This is a genomic window from Rubrivivax gelatinosus, assembly GCF_016583785.1.
Lineage (GTDB): Bacteria > Pseudomonadota > Gammaproteobacteria > Burkholderiales > Burkholderiaceae_C > Rubrivivax > Rubrivivax gelatinosus_B.
The window spans coordinates 1-24906 of record NZ_NRRU01000076.1 but is presented as its reverse complement, the minus strand read 5'-3'; the positions used below and the strand labels follow the sequence as shown (position 1 = coordinate 24906).

The following is a 24906-nucleotide window of genomic DNA, read 5'->3' as shown; positions in this document are numbered from 1 at the left end:
TGTCCGGCGCGCGGCCAAAGATGAGGCTGGCGCGACTGCAGCAAGCGACCACGCTCGCGCTGGTCGGCATCGCGACGGCGTGGGCCGTACACGCGTTGCGCCAGGGGCGTCCCGTGGCTGCCGTGGTCGGGGTCTGCTTCGTCGCCCTCGGCCATTCGTTCGTACTCGGGCTGGAGTTCGTGCTCGCATGCTGCGTGCACGGCAACGACCCGGTTGCGCGCGCCACCTGGCGCCAGATGCTGAGCGCCTGGCGCGGTGAGGTGCTGGCGGCGCCTCGCGTCTTCTGCTGGCAGCAGCCATTCAGAAGCCGCGTCTGGGCGGACCATCTGCCGGACGGCGCCGCGGGCCGGCGCGGAGTCGTGCTGATCCACGGTTTCGTCTGCAACCGCGGTGTCTGGAATGCCTGGATGCAGCGCCTGACGGCTCGCGGCCTGCCATTCGTGGCCGTCGACCTGGAGCCGGTCTTCGGTTCGATAGACGCCTACGTCGCTCCCATCGAGCAGGCCGTGCGCCGGATCGAGGCCGCGACCGGCCGCGCTCCGGTCGTCGTCGCCCACAGCATGGGTGGCCTCGCGCTCAGGCGCTGGTGGGCCGAACAGGGCGAAGCCGGGCGTCTGCACCACGCGATCACGATCGGCTCGCCCCACGCCGGCACCTGGCTGGCGCGGTTCGCGTTCTCGCTCAATGGGCGCCAGATGCGCATCGGCTCGGGCTGGCTGCAGACCGTCGTGGCGCGCGAAGACGCCGGGCAGGCTTCCCGCATGACCTGCTTCTACGGCAACTGCGACAACATCGTCTTTCCACCATCGACCTCGATGCTGGCCGGAGCAGACAACCGCCACCTCGCCGGCGTCGCCCACGTCGACATGGTGAGCCGCCCCGAGCCCTGGGACGAACTGCTGCGCCGCCTGGCCGATTAAGCGACGACCGCCGGCTGATCCTCGGCCGCGGCGTCGCCGGCTTCGATCTCGCCATCGGTCTCGATGCTGCGGCGCACGCGTGCATACAACGCGGCGAAGTCTGGAGCCGTCGCGTCGAAGAGTTCGGCGAACGAGTCGATGACGAAGTAGGTCGGTTGGAAGGTGTCGATGCGGTAGCGGCTGCGCATCATGCGCGGCAGGTCCAGGCGCAGCCGCCTGGCTTGGGGCGACTGCAGTGCGTGCGGCAGTTCACCGGCCGAACTCAGGATGCCGGCGCCGTAAGCGCGCAGTCCGGCAGCCGTGTTGAGCAGGCCGAACTCGACCGTGAACCAGTACAACCGCGCCAGCAGCTCGCATTCGCCAAGCCGGGCCGCTTTGAGCCCACCCGCGCCGTAGGCCTGCATGTAGTCGGCGAAGACCGGGTCGAACAGCAGCGGCACATGGCCGAAGAGGTCGTGAAAGACGTCGGGCTCGACGACGTAGTCGAACTCCTCGGGCCTGCGGATCCAGTCGGTCACAGGAAACCGCCGCGCCGCGAGCAGCCTGAAGAAGGCCAGCTCCGGGATCAGCCCGGGTACCGCGACGATGCGCCAGCCGGTGCGGCGCTCCAGCCGCCGCGATACCTCTTCGAAGCGCGGGATGCTCTCGGCGGGGCCGAGCCGGTCGACCGCCGCGATGAACTCGTCGCAGGCCTTGCCGGGCAACTGCGTGAGCTGGCGTGCGTGCAGCCGGCGGTAGGTGTCGTGGTCCGCCTCGCTGTAGCGCGACCACTGCTGCTCGCAGGTGTAGTCGGCACGGGCGCGACCATAGTCACCGCGGGGTGGGCGATCGCCTTCACCGTAGGTGACGGGCGCGCTGCCCTCGTTGCCGCTGTCCGCCACGGTGCCAGCGGCGTTGTCTTCTTCGTAGCGTGCCATCGCGCTCCCGGTCGGCGCCGCGGCGCGGCGCCCTGCAGTACCACTCTAACGACGAGCGCTTGCAGCATGTCAGCGTGGCATCAGCTTGATGGCTGTCAAGCCGCACGAAAACTGCAAGAATGCGCCGATGGAGCCGTCAGATCCGCTCGACGCCGTCGACCGCCGCATCCTGCAGGTCCTGCAGGCTCAGGGCCGCATCACCTACGACGAACTCGCCGCCCGCGTGTCGCTGTCGCCGAGTGCGGCGCTCAGGCGTGTGAAGCGGCTGGAAGACGGCGGCGTGATCTCCGGCTATGTCGCCTTGCTGGCGCCCGAGCGGGTCGGCCTGGCACTCACGGCCTATCTGACGGTGAGGCTGGAGAAACACAGCGATTCGCAGGCCCGCAGCCCGCTGGACCTGTTCGCCGCCGCGGTGCAGGCCTGGCCGGAGGTGATCGAGTGCGTCGCGCTCAGCGGCGACATCGACTACCTGCTGCGTGTCGTCGTCCAGGACATGCCGCACTACTCGCGCTTCGTGATGGACACGCTGCTCAAGCACCCGAGCGTGCGCGACTGCAAGACCAGCTTCGTGCTGCAGCGCCTGAAGACGACGACTTCGCTGCCGCTGTAGCGCGGCGCTAGTCGTCTATGTCGCGCAGCAGCGCCAGCGTCGGCTCGGTGCGCATGTTCAGCAGCGCGGCGATGTCGACGACGTCGTCCGGGATGGCGGGGTTGTCCCAGCCCAGCGTCGTGTGCCGGGCGAGGCGTATCGCCAGCAGCACGTTGCGCACCTGAACGGCATCGGCGTGGCGTTCGCTGGTGATCTTGACCAGCAGCGCCGGCAGCCGCCACTGCGTCATCAACTCCTGCTGGAGGTCGGCCAGGCGGATGTTGAGCACCTGCTCCTGCGCGACTGTGCTGCGCAGCGTCGGGTCATCGGTCTGCAGGCGCGTGATCTCGAGCGCGAGCGACGGTGCATTCAGCCACAGCAGCATCTCGGCGAAATCGTGCAGCAGCGCGGCTTCACGGATTACCGCGACATCGTGGTCCATCCGGTGCACCGCGAACGCGGTGGCGAAGTTCGCCGCGCGGTGCGCGCGCACGAGCACGCGGCGGAAACCCTCCAGCGCCTCGGGTTCGCTGGCCAGCCAATCCTCCACCGTCGGCGAGTCGCCGGCCAGGCGGAAGAAGGGCGCGATGCCGAGCATCACGAGCGCAGCCGTGACCGTCTCGACATCGCCGCGGGTCTCGAAGCGGCGCGAACGCGGCGAGCGGGCGACATGCGACAGCAGCTTCAGCGTCAGCAACGGGTCTGCCGACACGGTCTCGGTCAGCAGGTGGGCGTCGACCTCGTCCTCGTGCTCGCGCAAGGCATGCAAGGTCGCCGCGGTTTCCGCCAGCACCGGCAGCGACGCGGTGTTGAAACGCCGCGCCCAGCTGTCCACGTCGCGTGCGGGCGACGCGTACAGCGTGGGGCGGACAGTGGGCGGTGCACTCATGGCAGGGACTCTAGTCGCCTTATCGGCATGAGCAGGTGTCAACTTAAGTCGACGCCCGTGCGAATCACAGCCGGGTCACGCCCGAGATCCGGCCGACGAGTTCGCCGTCGAGATACAGCGCCCCTTCGGGAGCGCCGGCCTCGGCGTAGAACTCGAGTACCGATTTGCCACCGGAGAAGCTGCGTTCGCTTTGCAGCGCGCAGGCCAGTTGTGCGAGCAGCCGGCTGGTGGCGGCCAGAAGCTGTGCCGCGAGGCGGCGCAAGGGTCCAGGCGTCGTCGACGCGAAGACGGGGGCAACGGTTCTCATCGTCGTCTCCTGCGGGCGCGCCGCGGCAGCGGCCGGCCCGCGTTGTAGTCAGGGACTGGGGGGCAGGGTGGCGAGTTCGCGCCGCAGGCGGCGTTGCGCCTGCTGGCGCAGCGCGCCGGAGTCGGCTCGGTGGGCGCCGGCACGGCGCCGGCTGGCAGCCGGTGCGAAGGGGTTGCGCGGCTTGGTGCTCGGGACGATCAGCTTCATCGGGTTCTCCTTCGTGCAGGGGTGAAAACGAAAACGGCCCGGGAATCACTCCCGGGCCGTCGATGCCGCCGCCTGCGGCGTCAGCGAAACGGTGTCCACCAGGGCGGGGCGGACGGGAGCAGGGTCAGGACATCGATGCCGGCCGCGGGGCGCGACTCGTTTGAACGGCCAAGGCAGGCGGCGGTCATCGGCATCGGGTGGAAGGGGAGGGGTCGCTGCAGCGGCTTGCTGATGCAACGGGCTTGCGCCAATGATAAAGACAACGTTATCAGGAGGGCAAGAGCTTCGATCACATCGAGCTAGGGGGCAGAGGCTGCAGCAAGGGATCGGTGCGAACCACGGCGGCACCCGGTCCCGTGCCCATCTCCGGAACGCCGATCTGGCACGACGCGGTGCGCGTGTGCCCGATCGGCTGCACCTGCTGCGGTTGTCGGGAGTGAAAGCCGCCGTGTGGCGGCCGGCTTCAGCGCCGCGGTTTCAGCGGTGCGACGCCGGTCTGCGCCCGGCGCCAGAGCTCGAGGGTCTCGTCCGCCGGAGCCGCTGCCGGCTTCGCCGGCACGCGCGGCCGGCCGGCTGCCGGCGTGGTAACGGGCGGATGCTGCGCCGGGCCGTCAGCCGGCGGCGTCAGCACTTCGCCCAGCAGGTCGAGCAGGCGCGTGCGTGCCCGCTGCGGGTGCCGGCGGTAATAAGTCAGCACCAGGCCGACGATGAAACGTTCGTCTTCGTCACGGGGCAGGTTGTCGGGCAGCTCCGCCGTCTCGGCGGGTGCCGGCGCGGCAACGCGCTCGGCCACGCTGCCGTCGTGCGGCAGGTCCATCCATCCACGTGGTTTGTGGCAGAGCTGTTCGAACTGGCGTGCGAGGCGTTCACCGATCTGGCGTGAGCGGCTCTTGATCTGGCTCCAGTAGCTGGGCTGGATCTGGATGCGTTCGGCAAAACGCCGCTCCAGGCCGCGCAGCGTGGCGGCGTCGGCATGGCGCGCCGTCTGGCGAACGAACTCCTCGAACAGCCGGAGCGCGTTGTCCAGGCGCACCTGTGCGAGATCGGGAGCGGCCGTTTGCATCATCCACGATGATAAAGCCGGCTTCACCGGCCAGCCATCGCGAGCGGCGATCAGCTGCTGGCGTGTATCCGCGGCGCCGCCTTTGCGTTGCGGCTCCGGTGGGACGGTGCCGCCGCCCGCGAGTCGTCAGCTCTCCAGTTCATAGATGATCGGAGCGTCCGACTCGCACTCGAAAGGCTGGCCGTTTTCGGTGCAGGGGAGGAAACGCGCCTGGCGCATCGCGCCCAGCGCCTGCTCGTCCAGGCGCGCGAAGCCCGACGAGCGCCGCAGCGTCACGCTGCGCGGATGGCCGCGCACGTCGACGACGACGTGCAGAACGACGGTTCCCGATTCGTGCAGCCGGCGTGAAGCCAGCGGCAGCGCGACCGGAGGCTCGACGAGGTAGCGCAGCGCGCTCGGCGGCACCTGGCGGGTCGCCGGCGGGGCCGGCGGCGCCACCGGGGCGGGCGCAGGAGTCGCCGCCGGAGCGGGTGCCGCGGCGACGGCCCGCAGCGCCTCGGGCGGCGCTTCACGCATCACCGGCACCTCGGGAACCGGCACGCTGGCCAGCGGCGGCGGCGCGACCTTGGGCCGGACCAACGGTTCCGGCTGAGGGGCGGCTGGCGGCGCCGACGACACGATCTGCACCATCAGCGGCGCGGCGCTCGCCATCGCGCGTTCGAGCACGCCGAACTCCATCGCCGCCCAAAACAGCAGCCCGTGCGCGGCGACGACGCCGAGGCTGAAGACCGGACGGCCTTTGCGCGCCGGCGGCTCCGGCGCCAGGGTCATCGTGTTCATGCGATGACTCTAGCATGAATGCGAACGATTCGTATCTGATCCGCGGGCTCTCGTCAAGAACAGCGTCGCGCCGGCAGACCCCGGCGCCCGCGCGCTCAGCTGCCGCTATCGCCGCGCACGATCCGGGGTGCCGTCTTCAGGCTCCAGACCATCGTCACCGCCAGGATCGTGGCGACGACGCCCAGCGAGACGAACACCGGGATCTTGAAGACGTCGATCAGCATCATCTTCGTGCCGATGAAGGCCAGCACCAGCGCCAGGCCGTAGCTCAGCAGGTGGAACTTCTCGGCTGCCGCGGCGAGCAGGAAGTACATCGCGCGCAGGCCCAGGATCGCGAACACGTTGGAGGTCAGCACGATGAAGGGGTCGGTGGTGATCGCGAAGATCGCCGGGATCGAGTCGACCGCGAAGATCACATCGGTGATGCCGACCAGCGCGACCACCAGCAGCAGCGGTGTCGCGATGCGGCGCCCGTTCTCCAGCGTGAAGAACTTCTCCCCGTCCAGGCTCGAGCTGACCGGCAGCACGCGGCGCAGCAGCTTCAGCGCCGGGTTCGCCTCCATGTCGGGCGTCTCGCCGGCGTGGCGCCACATCTTGATGCCGGTGATCAGCAGGAAGGCGCCGAAGACGTAGAGAAGCCAGTGGAATTGCGCGATCAGCCAGGCGCCGAGCAGGATCATCACCGTGCGCAGCACGATCGCGCCGACGATGCCGATCATCAGCACGCGCTTCTGGAATGCCGGCGGCACCGCGAAGTAGCTGAAGATCATCAGGAAGACGAAGACGTTGTCGACCGCCAGGCTCTTCTCGATCAGGTAGCCGGTCAGGAACTCGAGCGCGCGCGTGTTCGCGACCTCGACGCCGTGTTCACCCTTGAGCGCCCACCAGAACAGCGCGTTGAAGGCCAGGCTCAGCAGCACCCAGACGAGCGACCAGCGCAACGCCTCGCGCACGCCGACCGCGTGCGCGCCCTGGTTGCGCATGACGACGAAGTCGACCACCAGTGCGGCGAGCACCGAGACGACGAAGAAGATCCACAGCCACAGCGGTGCGATGGTGTCCACGCGAGACTCCTTTGAAGGCGACGAACGAACGATTCGCGCCGAAAGGTCTTGCGCGGGGACTGTCCCCGTGCGGGCCCGGGAGCGGGTCCGGCGACAGCCGGGGCTCCGTGATGACGGGGTGCCGCGGCGCCCGGGTGGGCGCGGCTACTCCCCTTTCGACCGGGCGGATTCTAGGAAGCGGCGCTCAATCCCCGTGCGTACCGGGGCCAACGAACAAGGCGGGGCGCCTGCCGGCGCCACCGCCCCTGTGCATCCCGGCGCGGCGTTCCCGCCGCGCGCGGGTTTTCAGTCGTCTTCCTTGACCTCGTGCTGGCTCACCAGAAGCTGCTGCACGTTCGGCGGCACCGGGTCGTAGTGCGACAGCGAGATCGTGTAGCGGCCCTGGCCGCTGGTCATCGCGTTCAGCCGCGACTGGTAGGCCGTCAGCTCGGACATCGGCACCTGGCCGCGGATCACGACGCTGCCGGCGGCGCCGTTGGCGGTGCCGGTGACCAGGCCGCGTTTGGCCGCCAGATCGCCGGTGATGTCGCCCATCGCCGAGTCGGGCGCGGCGATCTCGATGTGAACGATGGGTTCCAGCACGATCGGCCGGGCTTCGCGGATCGCCGCCATGAAGGCTTTGCGGCCGGCGGTGACGAAGGCGATCTCCTTGCTGTCGACGCTGTGGTGCTTGCCGTCGTAGACGATGACGCGCACGTCGACCACCGGGTAGCCGGCCACCGCGCCGGTCGTCAGCACCTCGCGCACGCCTTTCTCGACCGCGGGCAGGAACTGCGTCGGGATCACGCCGCCCTTGACCTGATCGACGAACTCGAAGCCGGCGCCGCGTTCCAGCGGCTCGATCTTCAGGAACACCTCGCCGAACTGGCCGGCGCCGCCGGTCTGCTTCTTGTGGCGGTGGTGGCCTTCGGCGTTGGCGGTGACGGTCTCGCGGTAGGCGATGCGCGGCGGCCGCGTCGTGACCTCGAACTTGTAGACCTCGCGCAGGCGCTCCAGCAGCGTGCGCAGGTGCAGGTCGCCCAGGCCGTAGACGATGGTCTCGTTGGTCGCGGCGACGTGCTCGACCTTCAGGCAGGGGTCTTCGTCGACCAGCTTGCCCAGGATCTCCCACATGCGCTGCTCGTCGCCGTGGCGCTTGGGGCCTATCGCCAGGCCGTGCACCGGCACCGGGAAGTCCAGCGGCTTGAGGTGGATGTGGTCGTCCTCGGCGGCGTCGTGCAGCACGGCGTCGAAGTGCAGCTCGTCGACCTTGGGCACGGCGACGATGTCGCCCGGCAGCGCACGCGCCACCTCGACGTGCTCCTTGCCCTGCAGCAGGTACAGGTGCGTCACCTTGAACGGCTTGCGGCCGTCGCCGACGTAGAGCAGCTGGTTCTGCTGCACCGTGCCCTGATGCACGCGCAGGATGCCCATCTTGCCGACGTAGGGGTCGACCGTGACCTTGAACACGTGGGCCAGCACGTGTTTGCCCGGGTCGACCTCGGGCTGCATCGGCTGCGCCTCGGCGCCTTCGCCTTTCAGGAACTCGGGCGGATTGCTCTCGGTCGGGTTGGGCAGCAGCTTGACGATGACGTCGAGCAGCTCGGCGACGCCGGCGCCGGTGCGCGCCGAGACGAAACACACCGGGATCAGGTGGCCTTCGCGCAGCGCCTGCTCCAGCGGCTTGTGCAGTTCGGACGGGTCGACGTCGCCGTCGTTGAGGTAGCGGTCGACGAACTCGGAGTCGACCTCGACCACCTGCTCGACCAGCGCCCGGTGGGCGGCGTCGACCGAGCCGAAGTCGCTGTCGCCGGCGCGGTTGTAGAAGCAGTCGACGACGCGGGCGCCGCCGTCGGCCGGCAGGTTCAGCGGCAGGCATTCCTTGCCGAAGGCGGCCTGGATCTGCGTCAGCAGCGCCGCCAGGTCCACGCCGGGCACGTCGATGCGGTTGACGACGACCAGCCGGTCCATGCGGCGCATGGCGGCGTAATCCATCATGCGCTGCGCCATCGGCTCGATGCCGGTGGCGGCGTTGATCACGACCGCGGCGGTCTCGACGGCTTCCAGCGCCGGCAGGCTCTGGCCGAGGAAGTCGGCGCCGCCGGGCGTGTCGATGAAGTGCAGGCGCGTGTCGGCGTGCGTCAGGTGCATCACGCTGGCGTTCAGCGAGTGCTGCATGCGCCGCTCGAGCGGGTCGTGGTCGCTGACCGTCGTGCCGCGCTCGATGCTGCCCGGCGTGCCGACGACGCCGCTGCGGTGCAGCAGGGCTTCGGCCAGCGTGGTCTTGCCGGAGGCCGAAGGGCCGACGAACGCCAGCGTGCGGATCGACTCGATGCCTGCGCTTGCGCCAGACAGGGTGCTGGGCATGCTCTTCTCCTTAGCGTGCGGCCGCGGCGCGGCCTGAGTTTTGTCAACGGATAGGCCGGGTTCAGGTTAAGGGATCGCCCCTGGCGACACAAGCTGGTCACGAGAGGCGCGCTTGAGCGCGCGCAAGCGCTGCACCCCCGGGTTCGCCCCCGCTGTGGCGGCGACGCGGCAGGCGCTAGCCTCGCCATGACGATGCTGTCCGAGCCCCCTCGCGCGAGCGCGCCGGCACCGCGCCGCGTGCTGCCGGTCATCGTGCTGGCGCAGCTGGCCGGCACCTCCACCTGGTTCGCCGCAAACGCGGTGATGCCCGAATTGCAGGCTGCTTTCGGCTGGCCGCCGACGGCCGTCGGCACGCTGACCTCGGCCGTGCAGCTGGGTTTCATCGCCGGCGCGCTGCTGTTCGCGCTGCTGGCGGTGGCCGACCGTTTTCCGGCCCGGCTCGTCTTCCTCGTCTGCGCGCTCGCCGGTGCCGGCTGCGCGGCGATGGCGCGGCATCACGCGGCCGACTTCGACGCGCTGCTCGTCTGGCGCACGCTCGGCGGCTTCTGCCTGGCCGGCATCTACCCGGTGGGCATGAAGCTCGCGGCGCTGTGGTTCCCGCGGGGGCTGGGGTCTGCGCTAGGTCTCTTGATCGGCGCGCTGATCCTGGGCAGCGCCAGCCCGCACGCGCTGCGCGCTTTGTCCGCCGGCTGGCCCTGGAGCGTGGTCTTCGACGGCGTCGCGCTGGCTTCGGCCGCAGCCGGCCTGCTCGTCTTCGGGCTCGTGCCCGAGCCGCCGCATCCACGCGCCTCGGGCTCCGGGCTGCCGCTGCGCGCGCTGTGGGCGGCGGCGACCGACCGGCGCGTGCGCGCGTCCATCCTCGGCTACTTCGGCCACATGTGGGAGCTCTACACGATGTGGGTGCTGGTGCCGGCGGTGCTGGCGACCCGGCTCGCCGGCCCGGCGCTGTCGTGGGCGGCTTTCGTCGTGCTCGGCGCCGGCGCCATCGGCTGCGCCGGCGGCGGCTGGGTCGCGGCCCGTATCGGCAGCGCGCGTGTCGCCGGCGCCCAGCTCGCCACCAGCGGCCTGTGCTGCCTGGCCTCGCCCTGGATGCTGGACGCACCGGCGTCGGTGTTCGCCGCCTGGCTGCTGCTGTGGGGCGTCACGGTGGCGGGCGACTCGCCGCAGTTCTCGGCGCTGACGGCGACGAACGCGCCGCCGGCGCTGGTCGGCAGCGTGCTGACGTTGGCCAACAGCATCGGCTTTGCGATCTCGATCGTCAGCATCCAGCTCTTCGTCGCCGCCGCGGCACGCTGGCCGCTGGCGGCGGTGCTGCCGGCGCTGGCGATCGGCCCGGTGCTGGGCCTGTTCGCGCTGCGCCCGCTGCTCACTCGTGGCGCAGGGCCTCGATAGGGTCCAGGCGCGCCGCGCGCCGCGCCGGCACGAAACCGAAGACGACGCCGATCGCCGCCGAGAAGCCGAAGGCCAGCAGGTTGATGCCGAGCTGGAACTCGTAAGGCACCGACAGCAGCGCCGAGATGCCGATCGACGCACCCGTCGCCAGCACCAGGCCCACCAGACCGCCGAGCGCGGCCAGCACCACCGACTCGATCAGGAACTGCGCCAGCACCTCGCGCTCCATCGCGCCGATCGCCAGCCGCAGGCCGATCTCGCGCGTGCGCTCGGTGACGCTGACCAGCATGATGTTCATGATGCCGATGCCGCCGACGAGCAGGCTCACCGCCGCCACCGCGCCCAGCAGCGAAGTCAGCAGCTTGGTCGTGCCCGACAGCGTGTCGGCCACCTGCTGGGTGTCGAGCACGTTGAAGTTGTCGTCGTCGGCGGGCCCGAGCTTGCGGCGCTCGCGCAGCAGCTCGGTGATGCCGGCCTTCACACGTTCGGCGTCGCTGCCTTCCTGGCGCGAGACCAGCAGCGTCTGCACGCGCGTGCTGCCGGTCAGCCGGCGCTGCGCGGTGTTGGCCGGCACGATGATGATGTCGTCCTGGTCCATGCCCATCGCGCCCTGGCCCTTGGACGCGAGCAGGCCGATCACGCTGCAGGTGAACTGCTTGATGCGCACGCTGCGGCCCAGCGGATCGGTCGTGGCGCCGAAGAGTTCGCGCCGCACCGTCTGACCGATGACGCAGACGGCGGCGCCGGCATCGAGCTCGGGCTGCTCGAACATGCGCCCGGCGGCGATCTTCCAGTTGCCCGCCGGGAAGTAGTCGTTGGTGCTGCCGGTGACGGTGGTCGACCAGTTGCGGTTGTCGGCGACCACGGTGACGCTGGCGCGCACCTCGGGCGCGACGGCGGCGACGCCGCCGATCTGGGTCGCGATCGCGGTCGCGTCGGCGAGCTTGAACGAGGGCCCGCCGGTTCCGCCGCCGCCCGGGCCCATGCGCTGGCCCGGTCGCACCATCAGCAGGTTGCTGCCCAGGCTCTGGATCTGCGTCTGCACCGCCTTGGTCGCGCCGTTGCCGACGGTGACCATGGTGACGACGGCGGCCACGCCGATGACGATGCCCAGCGTCGTCAGCACCGAGCGCATCAGGTTGCGCCGGATCGCGCGCAGCGCCAGCAGCAGCGTGTTCAGCAGCATCGTTCGGCCTCCGCGACACGTTCGTCGCCGGCGATCAGACCGTCGCGGAAACGCACGATGCGCTGGGCGTAGGCCGCCATGTCCGGCTCGTGCGTGACCATCACGACGGTGATGCGGTGCTCGCGGTTCAGCGACACCAGCAGCGACATCACCTCGCGGCCCCGTTCGCTGTCCAGGTTGCCGGTGGGCTCGTCGGCGAGCAGCAGCGTCGGCTCGGTGACGATGGCGCGCGCGATCGCCACGCGCTGCTGCTGGCCGCCCGAGAGCTCGGCAGGAGTGTGGTGCTCCCAGCCCGCCAGGCCGACCTGCTCGAGCGCGCGCCGCGCCGCGGCGTGGCGCTGCTTGGCGCCTTCGCCGCGGTACAGCAGCGGCAGCTCGACGTTCTCCTGCGCGCTGGTGCGCGCCAGCAGGTGGAAGCCCTGGAAGACGAAGCCGATGTGGCGGCGGCGCAGCAGCGCGCGCTGGTCGCGGCTCATGCCCGTGACCTCGACGCCGCGGAAGCGGTAGCTGCCGCTGGTCGGCGTGTCCAGGCAGCCGATCAGGTTCATCACCGTCGACTTGCCCGAGCCGCTGGGGCCCATCACCGCGGTGAACTCGCCGGCCGGGATCTCCAGGTCGATGCCGCGCAAGGCGCGGAACGCGGCGCTGCCTTCGCCGTAGGTCTTGGTGATGCCGGAAAGCTCCAGCAGGGTCGTCATCGGAGCACCCTCCGGCCTGCGGCCGATCCCGCCAGGCGGGAATGAGCCCCGGACAAGTCCTGAGGGCTCATGGCGCCGCGCTCGCCTGATCGGTGATCACCGCCAGACCCTCGGCGACGCCGGGGCCCGAGACCTCGGTCTGGCGGCCGTCGGACAGGCCTTTCTTCACTTCCAGCGCCACCGGCTGGCCGTCCTTCAGCACCCAGATCGTGCCCTTGCCGCTGTCGGCGCTCTTGCCCGGGCCGCCGAGCGAGCGGCGGTAGCCGCTCATGCCGGGCGGGCGCGGCATCAGCTTGGACATGATGCCGTCGTTGCCGCCACCGGCGCCCGGCGCGCCGGCCAGGTTGGGCTTGAAGCGCAGCGCGCTGTTGGGCACCAGCAGCACGTTCTCGCGTTCGGTGGCGGCGATCGTCGCCGTCGCCGTCATGCCCGGGCGCAGCGACAGGTCGCCGTTGTCGACCTCCAGGTCGGTCGTGTAGGTGACGACGTTGTCGGTCTTGGTCGAGCCGAAGGCCACGCGCGTGATGCGCGCCGGGTAGTAGCGCCCGGGCTGGGCGGCGACGGTGAAACGCGCCCTCTGGCCGTTGTGCACCTGGCCGACGTCGGCTTCGTCGACGTCGACCGAGAGCTTCATCTTCGTCAGGTCCTCGGCCAGCGTCAGCAGCGTCACCGCCTGCAGCGACGCGGCCACGGCGTTGCCCGGCTCGACGGTGCGCGCGAGCACGGTGCCGTCGATCGGCGAGCGGATCGAGGCCTTGGCGAGATTGGTCTCGTTCGTCGACAGCGCCGTCTGCACCTGGGTCACGCTGGCGGCCGCCGCGGCCAGGTCGGCCTCGGCGCGCAGCGCGGTCGCACGCGCGGTGTCGAGCTCGGCCGCCGACGGCACCTTGCCGCCCGACAGCCGCGCCACTTCCTCGTAGCGCGCGAGGTTGGCGCGCGCTTCGGCCAGCGTGGCCTCGGCCTGGTGGCGCTGGGCGACGGCGGCGGCGAGGCTGGCACGCGAGCCGGCGACCGAGTCGCGCAGCTTGGCGGTGTCGAGCTCGACCAGCACCTGGCCCTTCTTCACGCGGTCGTTGACGTCGACGAAAACACGCGCGACGGTGCCCGAGAGTTCGCTGCCGACGGCCACCGAGCGTGTCGGCTGCAGCGTGCCGGTGGCGGTGACGGTGATCGAGAGCGTGCCACGCGCCACCGGCGAGGTGACGAACCGTGGCGCGGCCTGGCTGGCCGCGCGCTGCTGCGCGACGAACAGCCCGGCGCCGACGAGCACCAGCACCACGCCGGCCACCCAGATCGTGTTCCGGCGCCACCAGGGGCGGTGGGCCTCGGCGCCCAGCAGTGCCTGGACGTCGTTCTTGTCGTTCTTGTCGGTCATGGTCTCGTCGCCTCGGCGGACCAGCCGCCGCCCAGGCCCTTGTACAGGCGCACTCCGGCGAGTGCGAAATCGGTGCGGGCACCGGCCAGCGTGCTGCGTGCCGACAGCAGGCTGCGTTCGGCGTCGAGCAGCGTGCCGAAGTCGATCAGCCCGCTGCGGTAGCGCGCGCGTGCCAGTTCGGCGGCGTTGGCCGCGGCGTCGGCGGCGCGTTCGAGCGCGGCGACACGTTCGCTGCCGCGGTCCAGCGCCACCAGGTTGTCCTCGACGTCGGCGAGCGCGTTCAGCACCGCGGCGCGGTAACTCGCCTGCGTCGCCGCCAGCGTCGCCTGCTGGGCGGCGATCTGGGCGCGTGTCGCGCCACCGTCGAACACCGGCCAGTTGACCCCCGCCAGCACGCTGGCGGCCACGGCGCCGGCGCCACCCAGGCCGGACCAGGTGGCGGCGCGCAGCGCCAGGCTGCCGCTGAGCGCGAAGCTGGGCAGGCGATCGGCGCGGCGCGCGTCCAGCGTCGCCAGCGCCGAACCGACGTTCCATTCGGCGGCCAGCAGGTCGGGGCGGCGGCGCAGCAGGTCGGCGGGCACGCCGGCGGGCATCGCCGGAACCCGCGGCAACGCGGCCGGTGCCGCCGCCAGGCGCGGGCCCAGCGTCGCCGGCGCCTGGCCCAGCAGCAGCGCGAGCGAGTTCTCGGTCTGCTGCAGCGTCGTCTGCAGCGCCGGCAGCTGGGCGCGCGTCTGCTCGAGGTTGGCGCGCGCCTGCTCGGCGTCGACCGAACTCGCCAGCCCCGCCTGCACGCGCCACTGCACCAGCTGCAGCGTCTGCTCCTGGCTCGCCGTCGAGTCGCGTGCGATCGCCAGCTGCTCGCGTGTGCCCTGCCACTGCAGATAGGCGATCGCGGTTTCGGAGGCGACCGAGAGCCGCGTCGCCTGCAGCGTCGCGCCGGCAGCGGCCAGGTCAGCGCCGGCCGCGGCGCTGGTGGCGGCGCTGGCGCCGAAGAAGTCGGCCTCCCAGCTCGCGTCCAGCCCGACCGAGAGCTGGCGCGAGTAGTTCTCGCCCGAACGCACCCGGCCGCCACTGGCCGAGCTGCCCAGCTGCGGCTGACGGCCGGCGTCGGCCAGGTCGCGCAGCGCGCGTGCACGCTCGACGCTGGCGCGCGCCGAGGCAAGGTCGAGGTTGGCGGCGAGTGCGTCGTCGACCAGCGGCGCCAGCAGCGGGTCGTCGAAGCCGGCCCACCAGTCGGGTGCCGCGGCGGCATCGGCCGCCGGGGCGGCGCGGCTCCAGCCCGTGGGCAGCGTCGCCGCCACCTGGCTGCGGTCAGCGGGCGCGGTCGGCGCGACGCTGGCACAGCCGGCCAGCACGGCCGCCCACGCGCAGGCCGCGAGGCGGTAACGGTTTCTTCTGTTCACAGTTGGTTTTGTAAAGCGCAGTCGCCGCCACTCTATGGCGACCATGTAAAGAAACGCTTATTGGAAAGCGACCTCGGCAAAACTGCGTAGCTTGCGGCTGTGCAGCCGGCCGGGCTTTTCCTCGCGCAGCAGCTCGACGGCGCGCATGCCGATGCGCAGGTGCTGGTCGACACGCTCGCGGTAGAAGGTGTTGGCCATGCCGGGCAGCTTGATCTCGCCGTGCAGCGGCTTGTCGCTGACGCACAGCAGCGTGCCGTAGGGCACCCGGAAACGAAAGCCGTTGGCGGCGATGGTCGCGCTTTCCATGTCCAGCGCCACCGCGCGGCTCTGGCTGAAGCGGCGTTCGGGCGTGGTCGCGGCGTTGCGCCCGGGCAGCAGCTCCCAGTTGCGGTTGTCGGTGCTGGCGACGGTGCCGGTGCGCATGATGCGTTTGAGGTCGTAGCCCGAGAGCTTGCTGACCTCGGCCACCGCCTGCTCCAGCGCCAGCTGCACCTCGGCCAGCGGCGGGATCGGCACCCACAGCGGCAGCTCCTCGTCGAGCACGTGGTCTTCGCGCACGTAGCCGTGGGCGAGCACGTAGTCGCCGAGCTGCTGCGAGTTGCGCAGCCCGGCGCAGTGGCCCAGCATCAGCCAGGCATGCGGGCGCAGCACGGCCACGTGGTCGGTGATCGTCTTCGCGTTCGACGGGCCGACGCCGATGTTGATCATCGTGATGCCGCCGTCCTCGGGGCCGACGAGGTGGTAGGCCGGCATCTGCGGCAGCCGCGGCGGCTCGCGGCCGGCCTCGTCGCCGGGCTCGGCGGGCAGGCCGCTGCGGCGCGTGACGACGTTGCCCGGCTCGACGAAGGCGCTGTAGGGCGATGCCGGGTCGGCCATCGCCTCGCGCCCCAGGCGCACGAATTCGTCGATGTAGAACTGGTAGTTCGTGAACAGCACGAAGTTCTGGAAGTGCCCCGGCGTCGTGCCGGTGTAGTGGCGCAGGCGCTGCAGCGAGTAGTCCACGCGCGGCGCCGTGAACAGCGCCAGCGGCTGCGGCTCGCCGGGCGCCGGCTCGTGCGTGCCGTTGGCGATGCCGTCGTCCATCGCGCCCAGGTCGGGCAGGTCGAACAGGTCGCGCAGCAGCAGCCGGCGCGCGGGGTCGAGCGAGCCTTCGAGGTGGTCGCCCTCGCCGACCGAGAAGTGCAGCGGGATCGGCTGGGTGCTGGTGCCGACTTCGAGCTCGACGCCGTGGTTCTCGCGCAGCAGCGTCAGCTGCTCCAGGTAGTAGCGCGCGAACAGGTCGGGGCGCGTCAGCGTCGTCTCGTAGACGCCGGGGCCGGCGACGAAGCCGTAGGACAGGCGCGAGTCGGCGCGGGCGACGGTGCTGGTGCGCACGCGCACGAAGGGGTAGCAGGCGCGCACGTGGCCCGTGAGCCGCTCGCCGGCGACGTAGCGCCGCAGCTGCTCGCGCAGGTGGCCGATGCCGCCGTCGTAGATCTCGCGCACCCGGGCGAGCGCGGCAGCAGGGTCGTCGAAACGGGTGGGGGCGATGAACGGTGCGTTCGTCATGGGCTCTCGGCAAGGCCGGCGGTGCTCCCGCCGCGAGCCGAGTATCACCCGAGGTGGTGACGGCTTGCCGGAGGCCGGCTCAGGCGGCAGCCGGCACGTCCGGCGGCGGCCCGTCGGCAGCGAAGACGCGGTTGCGGCCCTGGCGCTTGGCCGCGAGCAGTTCGTCGTCGGCGGCCTTCAGCAGCGTCGTCTCGCAGCCGGGGCAGCGTTCGGAGTCGGCGACGCCGGCCGAGAACGACAGCGAATCCAGCCGGGCGCCGCCGAGGTCGAAACACTCGGCGCGCCAGCGCCGCAGCAGCGCCGCGACCTTGCGCCGCGCCGCCAGCGCGTCGGTGCGCGGCATCAGCAGGCAGAACTCCTCGCCGCCGTAGCGGCAGGCGACGTCGCTGCGGCGCGAGTTCGTCGCCAGCAGGCGGCCGAAGGCGGCGAGCAGGCGGTCGCCGCTGGCGTGGCCGTGGCGGTCGTTGACGGCCTTGAAGTGGTCCAGGTCGATGATCGCCACCGCCAGCGGCTGGCGCTCGCGGCGCGCCAGCGCCAGCATCTGCGGCAATGTCTCGTTCAGGTGGCGGCGGTTGAACAGCCCCGTCAGCTCGTCGCGCGTGGCCTGCTGGCGCAGGCGTTCCTGCAGCGCCTGGACTTCGGCGACGCGGCGCGAGAGCTGGGCGTTAACGGCCTCGATCTCGCGCCGGCGCGCGTCGTGTTCGTCGACCTGCTGCTGCAGCCGCAGCAGCTCGGTCTGCAGCGCCGCGGCCTGGTAGCGGGCGCGCGAGGCCAGCGCCGACCGCTGCAGGTGCACGTGCTGCCACTGGCGCATCGCCGCCAGCGCGCCGGCGGCGTCGCCCAGGCGTTCGAGCAGGTCGGCGCGTGTCAGCAGGTACAGGCAGCGCACGCGGTGGCTCAGGCCCGGTGCCGGCGGTTCGCCGGCAAGCGCGAGCACAGGCTGCAGCGCTGTCAGCGCATCGGCCAGCCGGCCGCCGGCCTGCGCCAGCAGTGCGCGTGCGACCGCGAGCTCCACGTGTTCGTCGGGGATGTCGGCGTGATAGGCGGCTTCGGCGCGTGCGACGAGCTCGGCGCCCAGCGCCGTCTCGCCGGCACGCAGCGCGGCGATCGCCAGCGTCTCGAAGTGCGAGGCCAGGCGCCCGCGCCCGGAGGCGTCGGCGGGCAGCTCGCAGATGCGGTGGATGTCGGCGATCGCTTCCTGCGTGCGGTCCAGTTCGGTCAGGCCGATGACGCGGTTGATCCACAGCACGCTGGCCAGGCGCGGGTTGTTCAGCCGCCGGCAGCGCTGGATGCCGCTGTCGACGTGGCGCAGCGCCTCGTGGCAGTCGCCGATCTGCAGCAGCTCGTGCGCGAGGTTGCAGTGCAGCACCGCGTCCAGGCCGTGGCCCGGGCCGCGCGTCGGCGCGGCGTCGCGCAGCGCCTCGTACATGTAGGCGAAGGCGAGGTCGCTGCGGCCCTGGGCCGAGTAGCAGCCGGCGATCGCGTTCAGCAGCACGCCGCGCTGCTCGCCGCGCAGCACACGCAGGCCTTCGCCGCGCAGCGACAGCGCGAGCTCCAGCGCATCGGCGAAACGCCCGGCGCGCCAGGCCGCCCGTGCCAGCCCGCTGCCGGCGAGGATGCGGCCGGCAGCGTCGCCGGCCGCGGTGAAGGCCGCCTGCGCCGCGTCCAGCACCGGCACCGCCTCGGCCGGCGTGGCGAAGAAGAGCTGCTGGAAGCCGTGGGTCAGCAGCGCCCAGCCGCGCGCCACCGGGTCGTCGCCGGCGCTGTCCAGCGCCTGTTCGGCCAGCAGCGCCGAACGCGACGAGTCCTCGTGCAGCAAGGCCCAGGCGCTGCGCCCCAGGCGGCGGGCCTGGGCACGCGCCTTCGGACGGACGGCGGCCGCGGTCATGACCGATTATCGGCAGCGTCCACCGCTTTGGGGACATCCGGCCACCGGACCGGGCGGGGCGCCCTCGTGCCCGTCGTGACGTGTCGGCGTCGGTGGCTAAAATGGCTAATCCACGAGGAGGTCCACGATGCGTGTCACGGCGACCGAGGCCAAGAACCGGTTCGGCAGCATCTGCGCCCAGGCCAAACGCGAACCGGTGTTCGTCGAAAAGGCGGGCCAGATCGACACCGTCATCGTGTCGGTCGAGCATTACCAGCAGCTGCAGGCGAACCAGGGGCAGGCCGGGCGCAGCGCGCGCCGGCAGGACTTCGAAGCCGAGTTCGGCGACTGGATCGCGGCGCAGAACGCCTGGGTGGAGGCCAACGGCATTCCCGGCGACGACTTGCGGCCCTGGTGACGCCGTGGCGCAGTACGACGTCTTCGCCAACCCCAGCGCGAGTTCGGCCGCCGGCATTCCGTATGTCGTGGTGATCCAGAGCGACCTGCTCGATGCGCTGGCCACCCGGCTGACGCTGCCGCTGGCACGGCTGGACTTCGCCGGCAAGGTGCCGGCGACGCTGTGCCCGGTCGTCACGGTCAAGGGCCAGCGCCTGAACGCCTTGGCGCATTACGCGTCGCCGCTGCCCGCCCGCTTGCTGCGCCAGCCGGTGGACAACGTGGCCGAGCAGGCCAGCGTGCTGGTCGCGGCCCTGGACCTCGTGCTGTCGGGCGGCTGAGGCCTGAGCGGCGGCATGCCGCCGCTAGGCCCGGGTTCGCGCGCCGCGCCTACATCGAGCGCCGGTACTGCCCGCCGACCTCGAACAGCGCGCCCGTGATCTGGCCCAGCGAGCACACGCGCACCGCGTCCATCAGCACCTCGAAGACGTTGCCGTCGTCGATGACGGCCTGCTGCAGCCGGCGCAGCATCGCCGGCGCCGCGGCCGCGTGGCGGGCGTGGAACTCGGCCAGGCGCGCGAGCTGGCTCTGCTTCTCGTCCTCGGTCGAACGCGCGAGTTCGATGCTCTCGGGCACCGGGTCGCCGGCGGCCGAGCGGAAGGTGTTGACGCCGATGATCGGGTACTCGCCCGAGTGCTTCAGCGTCTCGTAGTGCAGGCTTTCTTCCTGGATGCGGCCGCGCTGGTAGCCGGTTTCCATCGCGCCGAGCACGCCGCCGCGTTCGCTGATGCGTTCGAACTCGGCCAGCACCGCGTCCTCGACCAGTTCGGTCAGCTCGTCGATGACGAAGGCGCCCTGGTTCGGGTTCTCGCATCGAGCCAGCCCCCACTCGCGGTTGATGACGAGCTGGATCGCCAGCGCCCGGCGCACGCTTTCTTCGGTCGGCGTCGTGATCGCCTCGTCGTAGGCGTTGGTGTGCAGCGAGTTGCAGTTGTCGTAGACCGCGATCAGCGCCTGCAGCGTGGTGCGGATGTCGTTGAACGCGATCTCCTGCGCGTGCAGGCTGCGGCCGCTGGTCTGCACGTGGTACTTCAGCTTCTGGCTGCGTTCGTTGGCGCCGTAGCGCTGCTTCATCGCCAGCGCCCAGATGCGGCGCGCGACGCGGCCGAGCACGGTGTACTCGGGGTCCATGCCGTTGCTGAAGAAGAAGCTGAGGTTGGGCGCGAAGTCGTCGACGTGCATGCCGCGCGCCAGATAGGCCTCGACGTAGGTGAAGCCGTTGGCGAGCGTGAACGCGAGCTGGCTGATCGGGTTGGCGCCGGCTTCGGCGATGTGATAGCCCGAGATCGACACCGAATAGAAGTTGCGCACGCCGTGCTGCACGAACCACTGGGCGACGTCGCCCATCACCTTCAGGCTGAACTCGGTCGAGAAGATGCAGGTGTTCTGGCCCTGGTCCTCCTTCAGGATGTCGGCCTGCACCGTGCCGCGCACGTTCTCCAGCACCCAGGCGCGGATCTTCGCCGCCTCGTCGTCGGTGGGCTCGCGGCCGTTGTCGGCGCGAAACTTCTCCAGCTGCTGGTCGACGGCGGTGTTCAGGAACATCGCCAGGATCGTCGGCGCCGGGCCGTTGATCGTCATGCTGACCGAGGTGCTGGGGCCGCACAGGTCGAAGCCCGAATACAGCACCTTCAGGTCGTCCAGCGTCGCGATCGACACGCCCGAGTTGCCGACCTTGCCGTAGACGTCGGGCCGCGGCTCGGGGTCGTGGCCGTACAGCGTCACCGAGTCGAAGGCGGTCGACAGGCGCTTGGCCGGCAGCCCCGCCGACAGCAGCTTGAAGCGCCGGTTGGTGCGGAAGGCGTCGCCTTCGCCGGCGAACATGCGCGTCGGGTCCTCGTTCTCGCGCTTGAACGCGAACACGCCGGCGGTGTAGGGGAAGCTGCCCGGCACGTTCTCCAGCAGCAGCCACTTCAGGCGCTCGCCGTCGTCCTCGTAGCGCGGCAGCGAGACCTTGCGGATCTTGCTGCCCGACAGCGTGGTGTGCGTCAGCGCGCTGCGGATCTCGCGGTCGCGGATCTTCACGACGTATTCGTCGCCGGCGTAGGCGCGCTGCAACTCGTCCCACTGCGCGAGCAGCTTGCGCGCGTGCGGATCCAGGCGTTCCTCGCGCTGCGCGGCCAGGTCGCTGGCGGCCTCGGCGGCGCGCTGGCGCTCGCTCTTCTCGGCGCGCAGCATCGCCGCTGCGGCGTGCAACTGCTGGATCTCTCGCGCCAGCGCCGCCTGCTCCTGCGCGCGGCGTTTGTAGCTGCGCACGGTGTCGGCGATGTCGGCCAGGTAGCGCGTGCGCGCGGCCGGCACGATGGGTGTCTGGTGCGTCGAGTGGCGTGTCGCCGCCGGCGGCAGGCGGCCGTCGGCCAGCGCCAGGCCGAGGGCCTGCAGCCGGAGCTTGAGCGCCTGGTACAGCGCGGTGACACCGTCGTCGTTGAAGCGGCTGGCCATGGTGCCGAACACCGGCATGGTCTCGGGCCGCGCGGAGAAGTCTCCGCGGTTGCGCTGCACCTGCTTGCAGACGTCGCGCCAGGCGTCGGCGGCGCCCTTGCGGTCGAACTTGTTGATCGCGACGAACTCGGCGAAGTCCAGCATGTCGATCTTCTCGAGCTGGCTGGCAGCGCCGAACTCGGGCGTCATCACGTAGACCGGCAGATCGACGTGCGGCACGATGGCCGCGTCGCCCTGGCCTATGCCCGAGGTCTCGACGACGACGAGGTCGAAGCCGGCGGCCTGCACCGCCAGCAGCGCTTCGGGCAGGGCCTGGCTGATCTCGCTGCCGAAGTCGCGTGTCGCCAGGCTGCGCACGAAGACGCGCGGGCCGCGGCTCCAGGGGCCGATCGCGTTCATGCGGATGCGGTCGCCGAGCAGCGCGCCGCCGCTCTTGCGCCGGCTCGGGTCGATCGAGATCACCGCGATGCGCAACGCGTCGTCCTGGTCCAGGCGCAGGCGGCGGATCAGCTCGTCGGTCAGGCTGGACTTGCCGGCGCCGCCGGTGCCGGTGATGCCGATCACGGGCGCGGTCTTGGGCGCGGCGGCCAGCGCGGCACGCAGGCCCGGGTCGGCGCGGCCGTTCTCCAGTGCCGTGATCGCCTGCGCCAGCGCGCGCCAGGCGGCGTCGCCGTTGCCCCGCAGCGCGGCGGCGTCGGTGGGTGCCTGCGGCGACAGGTCGTGGTCGCAGCGCATCACCATCTCGCCGATCATGCCGGCCAGGCCCATGCGCTGGCCGTCCTCGGGGCTGTACAGGCGCGCTACGCCGTAGGCCTGCAGCTCGCGGATCTCGGCCGGCACGATGACGCCGCCACCGCCGCCGAAGACCTGGATGCCGGCGCCGCCGCGTGCACGCAGCTGGTCGACCATGTACTTGAAATACTCGACGTGGCCGCCCTGGTAGCTGCTGATCGCGATGCCCTGCACGTCCTCCTGCAGCGCGGCGCTGACGACCTCGTCGACCGAGCGGTCGTGGCCGAGGTGGATGACCTCGCAGCCCATGCCCTGGAGGATGCGCCGCATGATGTTGATCGACGCGTCGTGGCCGTCGAACAGGCTGGCGGCGGTGACGAAACGAACCTTGTTCGTCGGGCGGTAGGCGGCGAGGGCCTGGTAGTCGGCGGACAGCTCGGTCATGGCGGTCGTCGTGAGGCGGTTGCACGCGGTTGACGTTTACGTCAACGTCACTTGCATCATGCCGCGCCGCCGTCGCCGCGGCAGAGCGAAAGCCTCGGGGTTATCCCGCTCGACAAAATGACGAGCGTCACCTTTGCCGCGCTGCTACGCTCGCGCCCTCGTGCCGTCCGCGGCCACTGTTTCGCACCATGACTTTTCTCGCCATCGACATCGGCAATACCCGCCTGAAGTGGGCGCTCTACGCGGGGCCGCGTCCGGGTGCCCGGCTGCTGGCGCACGGGGCCGCTTTCCACGAAACCATCGACACCCTGGCCGACACCGACTGGAAGGCGCTGCCGGCGCCGGCTTCGATGCTGGGCTGCGCCGTCGCCGGCGACGTGGTGCGCCGGCGCACCGAGCAGCAGCTCGAACTCTGGGACATCGACCCGCGCTGGATCGTGCCGGCAGCGCACGAGTGCGGCGTGGTCAACGGCTACGAGCACCCCAGCCGGCTCGGCGCCGACCGCTGGGCGGCGCTGGTCGGCGCGCGCCAGCGCGTGCTGGCCGAAGGCCGGCCGCGGCCGGCGCTGGTGGTGATGGTCGGCACCGCGGTCACGGTCGACGCGATCGACGCCGACGGCCACTTCCTCGGCGGCCTGATCCTGCCCGGGTTCGGCCTGATGCTGCGTGCGCTGGAGATGGGCACCGCGGGCCTGAAGGTGCCCACCGGCGAGGTCGTCGACTTCCCGACCAACACCAGCGACGCGCTGATGAGCGGCGGCGCGGTGGCGCTGGCCGGCGCGGTCGAACGCCAGCACCGGCGCCTGCTGCAGCGCACCGGGGCGTCGGCGCTGCTGCTGATGACCGGCGGCGCCGCCGTCAAGCTGGCGCCCATGGTCGACCTGCCGTTCGAGATCGTCGATACGCTGATCTTCGAAGGCCTGCTGGCGATGCAGGCCCACCGGCTGGCGCTCTAGCGCGCCCGCGCTAGAGGATGTAGCGCGACAGGTCTTCGTCGCGCGCGAGTTCGCCCAGGCGGCGGTCGACCTCGGCGGCATCGACCGTCACCGTCTGGCCGTCGCGGTTGGGTGCGTCGAAGCTGACCTCGTCGAGCAGGCGCTCCATCACCGTGGCCAGGCGGCGCGCGCCGATGTTCTCGGTGCGCTCGTTGACCTCGAAGGCGATCTGGGCAATGCGGCGCACGGCCTCTGGCGCCAGCTCCAGCGTCACGCCTTCGGTCGCGAGCAGCGCCTGGTACTGTTTGACCAGGCTGGCGTGGGTGCTCGTCAGGATGGCCTCGAAGTCGTCGACCGACAGCGAACCGAGCTCGACGCGGATCGGGAAACGCCCTTGCAGTTCCGGGATCAGGTCGCTGGGTTTGGCCAGGTGGAAAGCGCCGCTGGCGATGAACAGGATGTGGTCGGTCTTGACGATGCCGTACTTGGTGCTGACCGCCGTGCCTTCGACCAGCGGCAGCAGGTCGCGCTGCACGCCCTGGCGCGAGACGTCGGCGCCGCCGTGTTCGGAGCGCGAGGCGACCTTGTCGATCTCGTCGATGAAGACAATGCCGTTGCCTTCGGCATGGGCCAGCGCTGCGGCGCGGATCTCCTCCTCGTTGACGAGCTTGCCGGCCTCTTCCTCGACCAGGCGCTCCAGCGCTTCGGAGATCTTCAGCTTGCGCACGTTGCGCTTGCCCTGGCCCATCTGCGAGAACAGGCCCTTCAACTGCTCGGCCATCTCCTCCATGCCCTGGGGGCCGAGGATTTCGAGCGAGGGCTTGGCCTCGGCAACCTCGATCTCGATCTCCTTGTCGGCGAGCGAGCCTTCGCGCAGGCGCTTTCGCATCACCTGGCGCGCGGTGTTGTCGCCGCTTTCGCGCAGGTCGCGCGGCGGCGGCACCAGGGCGTCGAGCACACGTTCCTCGGCGGCGTCCTCGGCCTTGGCGCGATGGCGGCGGATGGCGCGTTCGCGCTCCTGCTTGACGGCGACCTCGACCAGGTCGCGCACGATGGTGTCGACGTCCTTGCCGACGTAGCCGACCTCGGTGAACTTGGTCGCCTCGACCTTGACGAAGGGCGCGTCGGCCAGCCGCGCCAGGCGGCGCGCGATCTCGGTCTTGCCGACGCCGGTCGGGCCGATCATCAGGATGTTCTTCGGCGTGATCTCGCCACGCAGCTTCTCGTCGACCTGCTGGCGCCGCCAGCGGTTGCGCAGCGCGATCGCGACCGCGCGTTTGGCGGCGTTCTGGCCGACGATGTGGCGGTCGAGCTCGGAGACGATCTCCTGCGGGGTCATCGAATGG

The 24906-nt window shown here is 71.0% G+C and carries 22 protein-coding genes; 6 read left to right on the top strand and 16 right to left on the bottom strand.

Annotated elements, in window-relative coordinates; all coding sequences use genetic code 11:
* Positions 1 to 20: 20 nt before the first annotated feature.
* Entirely contained in the window at positions 21 to 920 is a 900-nt protein-coding gene (locus tag CKO43_RS18230; protein WP_200379479.1) for an esterase/lipase family protein, read from the top strand.
* On the opposite strand, the gene phhA is transcribed toward CKO43_RS18230, so the two are convergent.
* A complete protein-coding gene (gene phhA, locus CKO43_RS18225) occupies positions 917 to 1837 on the bottom strand; it encodes a phenylalanine 4-monooxygenase (protein ID WP_200379478.1) in 921 nt (306 codons plus the stop codon). The two genes, CKO43_RS18230 and phhA, sit on opposite strands and share 4 nt — an antisense overlap.
* A gap of 127 nt (positions 1838 to 1964) precedes the next feature.
* On the opposite strand from phhA, the gene CKO43_RS18220 reads away from it, so the two are divergent.
* Entirely contained in the window at positions 1965 to 2447 is a 483-nt protein-coding gene (locus CKO43_RS18220) for an Lrp/AsnC family transcriptional regulator (protein ID WP_200231429.1), read from the top strand.
* A 7-nt stretch (positions 2448 to 2454) separates the two neighbouring features.
* Here CKO43_RS18220 and CKO43_RS18215 read toward each other — a convergent pair whose 3' ends face one another.
* The 7 genes from CKO43_RS18215 to fusA form a co-directional block, all read right to left on the bottom strand.
* Positions 2455 to 3315 (bottom strand): HDOD domain-containing protein, encoded by an 861-nt coding sequence (locus CKO43_RS18215; RefSeq protein WP_200231430.1) that lies wholly within the window; start codon positions 3313 to 3315, stop codon positions 2455 to 2457.
* A 64-nt stretch (positions 3316 to 3379) separates the two neighbouring features.
* Complete coding sequence (locus CKO43_RS18210) at positions 3380 to 3622, bottom strand: hypothetical protein (protein WP_200231431.1); 243 nt, start codon at positions 3620 to 3622, stop codon at positions 3380 to 3382.
* A gap of 48 nt (positions 3623 to 3670) precedes the next feature.
* Complete coding sequence (locus tag CKO43_RS18205; RefSeq protein ID WP_200231432.1) at positions 3671 to 3829, bottom strand: hypothetical protein; 159 nt, start codon at positions 3827 to 3829, stop codon at positions 3671 to 3673.
* A 463-nt stretch (positions 3830 to 4292) separates the two neighbouring features.
* Positions 4293 to 4892 (bottom strand): hypothetical protein, encoded by a 600-nt coding sequence (locus CKO43_RS18200; protein WP_207185118.1) that lies wholly within the window; start codon positions 4890 to 4892, stop codon positions 4293 to 4295.
* A gap of 126 nt (positions 4893 to 5018) precedes the next feature.
* Positions 5019 to 5672 (bottom strand): energy transducer TonB, encoded by a 654-nt coding sequence (locus CKO43_RS18195; protein ID WP_200379477.1) that lies wholly within the window; start codon positions 5670 to 5672, stop codon positions 5019 to 5021.
* A gap of 95 nt (positions 5673 to 5767) precedes the next feature.
* The gene (locus tag CKO43_RS18190; RefSeq protein ID WP_200231434.1) at positions 5768 to 6736 is read right to left on the bottom strand and encodes a TerC/Alx family metal homeostasis membrane protein; all 969 of its coding nucleotides are present in this window, start codon (positions 6734 to 6736) and stop codon (positions 5768 to 5770) included.
* A 285-nt stretch (positions 6737 to 7021) separates the two neighbouring features.
* Positions 7022 to 9082, bottom strand: a complete 2061-nt coding sequence (fusA, locus tag CKO43_RS18185; protein ID WP_200379476.1) for an elongation factor G — start codon at positions 9080 to 9082, stop codon at positions 7022 to 7024.
* 192 nt (positions 9083 to 9274) lie between these two features.
* Here fusA and CKO43_RS18180 point away from each other — a divergent pair, with 192 nt between their 5' ends.
* Positions 9275 to 10474 carry an MFS transporter gene (locus CKO43_RS18180; RefSeq protein WP_200379483.1) on the top strand — a complete coding sequence of 400 codons (1200 nt, stop codon included), beginning with the start codon at positions 9275 to 9277 and terminating at the stop codon, positions 10472 to 10474.
* Here CKO43_RS18180 and CKO43_RS18175 read toward each other — a convergent pair.
* From CKO43_RS18175 to CKO43_RS18150, 6 genes are all read right to left on the bottom strand, one after another.
* A complete protein-coding gene (locus CKO43_RS18175; protein WP_200379475.1) occupies positions 10449 to 11660 on the bottom strand; it encodes an ABC transporter permease in 1212 nt (403 codons plus the stop codon). The genes CKO43_RS18180 and CKO43_RS18175 overlap by 26 nt on opposite strands.
* Entirely contained in the window at positions 11651 to 12358 is a 708-nt protein-coding gene (locus CKO43_RS18170) for an ABC transporter ATP-binding protein (RefSeq protein WP_043814333.1), read from the bottom strand. Before CKO43_RS18170 ends, CKO43_RS18175 begins: the two co-directional genes overlap by 10 nt.
* A gap of 67 nt (positions 12359 to 12425) precedes the next feature.
* The gene (locus CKO43_RS18165; RefSeq protein ID WP_200379474.1) at positions 12426 to 13733 is read right to left on the bottom strand and encodes an efflux RND transporter periplasmic adaptor subunit; all 1308 of its coding nucleotides are present in this window, start codon (positions 13731 to 13733) and stop codon (positions 12426 to 12428) included.
* A complete protein-coding gene (locus CKO43_RS18160) occupies positions 13730 to 15136 on the bottom strand; it encodes an efflux transporter outer membrane subunit (RefSeq protein ID WP_200379473.1) in 1407 nt (468 codons plus the stop codon). The genes CKO43_RS18165 and CKO43_RS18160 overlap by 4 nt, the downstream gene beginning before the upstream one ends.
* A 57-nt stretch (positions 15137 to 15193) precedes the next feature.
* Positions 15194 to 16684, bottom strand: coding sequence for an AMP nucleosidase (locus tag CKO43_RS18155; RefSeq protein ID WP_200379472.1), 1491 nt, complete (start codon positions 16682 to 16684; stop codon positions 15194 to 15196).
* 79 nt (positions 16685 to 16763) lie between these two features.
* Positions 16764 to 18572, bottom strand: a complete 1809-nt coding sequence (locus CKO43_RS18150) for a tetratricopeptide repeat-containing diguanylate cyclase (RefSeq protein WP_200379471.1) — start codon at positions 18570 to 18572, stop codon at positions 16764 to 16766.
* A gap of 127 nt (positions 18573 to 18699) precedes the next feature.
* On the opposite strand from CKO43_RS18150, the gene CKO43_RS18145 reads away from it, so the two are divergent.
* Together CKO43_RS18145 and CKO43_RS18140 are read left to right on the top strand one after the other, a co-directional pair.
* Positions 18700 to 18969, top strand: a complete 270-nt coding sequence (locus CKO43_RS18145; RefSeq protein WP_200379470.1) for a type II toxin-antitoxin system prevent-host-death family antitoxin — start codon at positions 18700 to 18702, stop codon at positions 18967 to 18969.
* Between the two features lie 4 nt (positions 18970 to 18973).
* The gene (locus CKO43_RS18140; RefSeq protein ID WP_200379469.1) at positions 18974 to 19288 is read left to right on the top strand and encodes a CcdB family protein; all 315 of its coding nucleotides are present in this window, start codon (positions 18974 to 18976) and stop codon (positions 19286 to 19288) included.
* Between the two features lie 49 nt (positions 19289 to 19337).
* Here the strand turns inward: CKO43_RS18140 and icmF are convergent, their stop codons facing one another.
* Positions 19338 to 22625: a fused isobutyryl-CoA mutase/GTPase IcmF gene (gene icmF / locus CKO43_RS18135; RefSeq protein ID WP_200379468.1), complete on the bottom strand. Its 3288-nt coding sequence runs from the start codon at positions 22623 to 22625 to the stop codon at positions 19338 to 19340.
* Positions 22626 to 22813: 188 nt separating this feature from the next.
* On the opposite strand from icmF, the gene CKO43_RS18130 reads away from it, so the two are divergent.
* A complete protein-coding gene (locus CKO43_RS18130; RefSeq protein WP_200231445.1) occupies positions 22814 to 23581 on the top strand; it encodes a type III pantothenate kinase in 768 nt (255 codons plus the stop codon).
* Between the two features lie 10 nt (positions 23582 to 23591).
* Here CKO43_RS18130 and hslU read toward each other — a convergent pair whose 3' ends face one another.
* Positions 23592 to 24899 (bottom strand): ATP-dependent protease ATPase subunit HslU, encoded by a 1308-nt coding sequence (gene hslU, locus CKO43_RS18125; protein WP_200379482.1) that lies wholly within the window; start codon positions 24897 to 24899, stop codon positions 23592 to 23594.
* Between the last annotated feature and the right edge of the window lie 7 nt (positions 24900 to 24906).

What these genes read in the sequence shown, in the direction of transcription:
- CKO43_RS18230 (WP_200379479.1), top strand. Translation starts at nt 21, where the DNA reads ATGAGGCTGGCGCGACTGCAGCAAGCGACCACGCTCGCGCTGGTCGGC.
- phhA (WP_200379478.1), bottom strand. Translation starts at nt 1,837, where the DNA reads ATGGCACGCTACGAAGAAGACAACGCCGCTGGCACCGTGGCGGACAGC.
- CKO43_RS18220 (WP_200231429.1), top strand. Translation starts at nt 1,965, where the DNA reads ATGGAGCCGTCAGATCCGCTCGACGCCGTCGACCGCCGCATCCTGCAG.
- CKO43_RS18215 (WP_200231430.1), bottom strand. Translation starts at nt 3,315, where the DNA reads ATGAGTGCACCGCCCACTGTCCGCCCCACGCTGTACGCGTCGCCCGCA.
- CKO43_RS18210 (WP_200231431.1), bottom strand. Translation starts at nt 3,622, where the DNA reads ATGAGAACCGTTGCCCCCGTCTTCGCGTCGACGACGCCTGGACCCTTG.
- CKO43_RS18205 (WP_200231432.1), bottom strand. Translation starts at nt 3,829, where the DNA reads ATGAAGCTGATCGTCCCGAGCACCAAGCCGCGCAACCCCTTCGCACCG.
- CKO43_RS18200 (WP_207185118.1), bottom strand. Translation starts at nt 4,892, where the DNA reads ATGCAAACGGCCGCTCCCGATCTCGCACAGGTGCGCCTGGACAACGCG.
- CKO43_RS18195 (WP_200379477.1), bottom strand. Translation starts at nt 5,672, where the DNA reads ATGAACACGATGACCCTGGCGCCGGAGCCGCCGGCGCGCAAAGGCCGT.
- fusA (WP_200379476.1), bottom strand. Translation starts at nt 9,082, where the DNA reads ATGCCCAGCACCCTGTCTGGCGCAAGCGCAGGCATCGAGTCGATCCGC.
- CKO43_RS18180 (WP_200379483.1), top strand. Translation starts at nt 9,275, where the DNA reads ATGCTGTCCGAGCCCCCTCGCGCGAGCGCGCCGGCACCGCGCCGCGTG.
- CKO43_RS18175 (WP_200379475.1), bottom strand. Translation starts at nt 11,660, where the DNA reads ATGCTGCTGAACACGCTGCTGCTGGCGCTGCGCGCGATCCGGCGCAAC.
- CKO43_RS18170 (WP_043814333.1), bottom strand. Translation starts at nt 12,358, where the DNA reads ATGACGACCCTGCTGGAGCTTTCCGGCATCACCAAGACCTACGGCGAA.
- CKO43_RS18165 (WP_200379474.1), bottom strand. Translation starts at nt 13,733, where the DNA reads ATGACCGACAAGAACGACAAGAACGACGTCCAGGCACTGCTGGGCGCC.
- CKO43_RS18155 (WP_200379472.1), bottom strand. Translation starts at nt 16,684, where the DNA reads ATGACGAACGCACCGTTCATCGCCCCCACCCGTTTCGACGACCCTGCT.
- CKO43_RS18150 (WP_200379471.1), bottom strand. Translation starts at nt 18,572, where the DNA reads ATGACCGCGGCCGCCGTCCGTCCGAAGGCGCGTGCCCAGGCCCGCCGC.
- CKO43_RS18145 (WP_200379470.1), top strand. Translation starts at nt 18,700, where the DNA reads ATGCGTGTCACGGCGACCGAGGCCAAGAACCGGTTCGGCAGCATCTGC.
- icmF (WP_200379468.1), bottom strand. Translation starts at nt 22,625, where the DNA reads ATGACCGAGCTGTCCGCCGACTACCAGGCCCTCGCCGCCTACCGCCCG.
- CKO43_RS18130 (WP_200231445.1), top strand. Translation starts at nt 22,814, where the DNA reads ATGACTTTTCTCGCCATCGACATCGGCAATACCCGCCTGAAGTGGGCG.
- hslU (WP_200379482.1), bottom strand. Translation starts at nt 24,899, where the DNA reads ATGACCCCGCAGGAGATCGTCTCCGAGCTCGACCGCCACATCGTCGGC.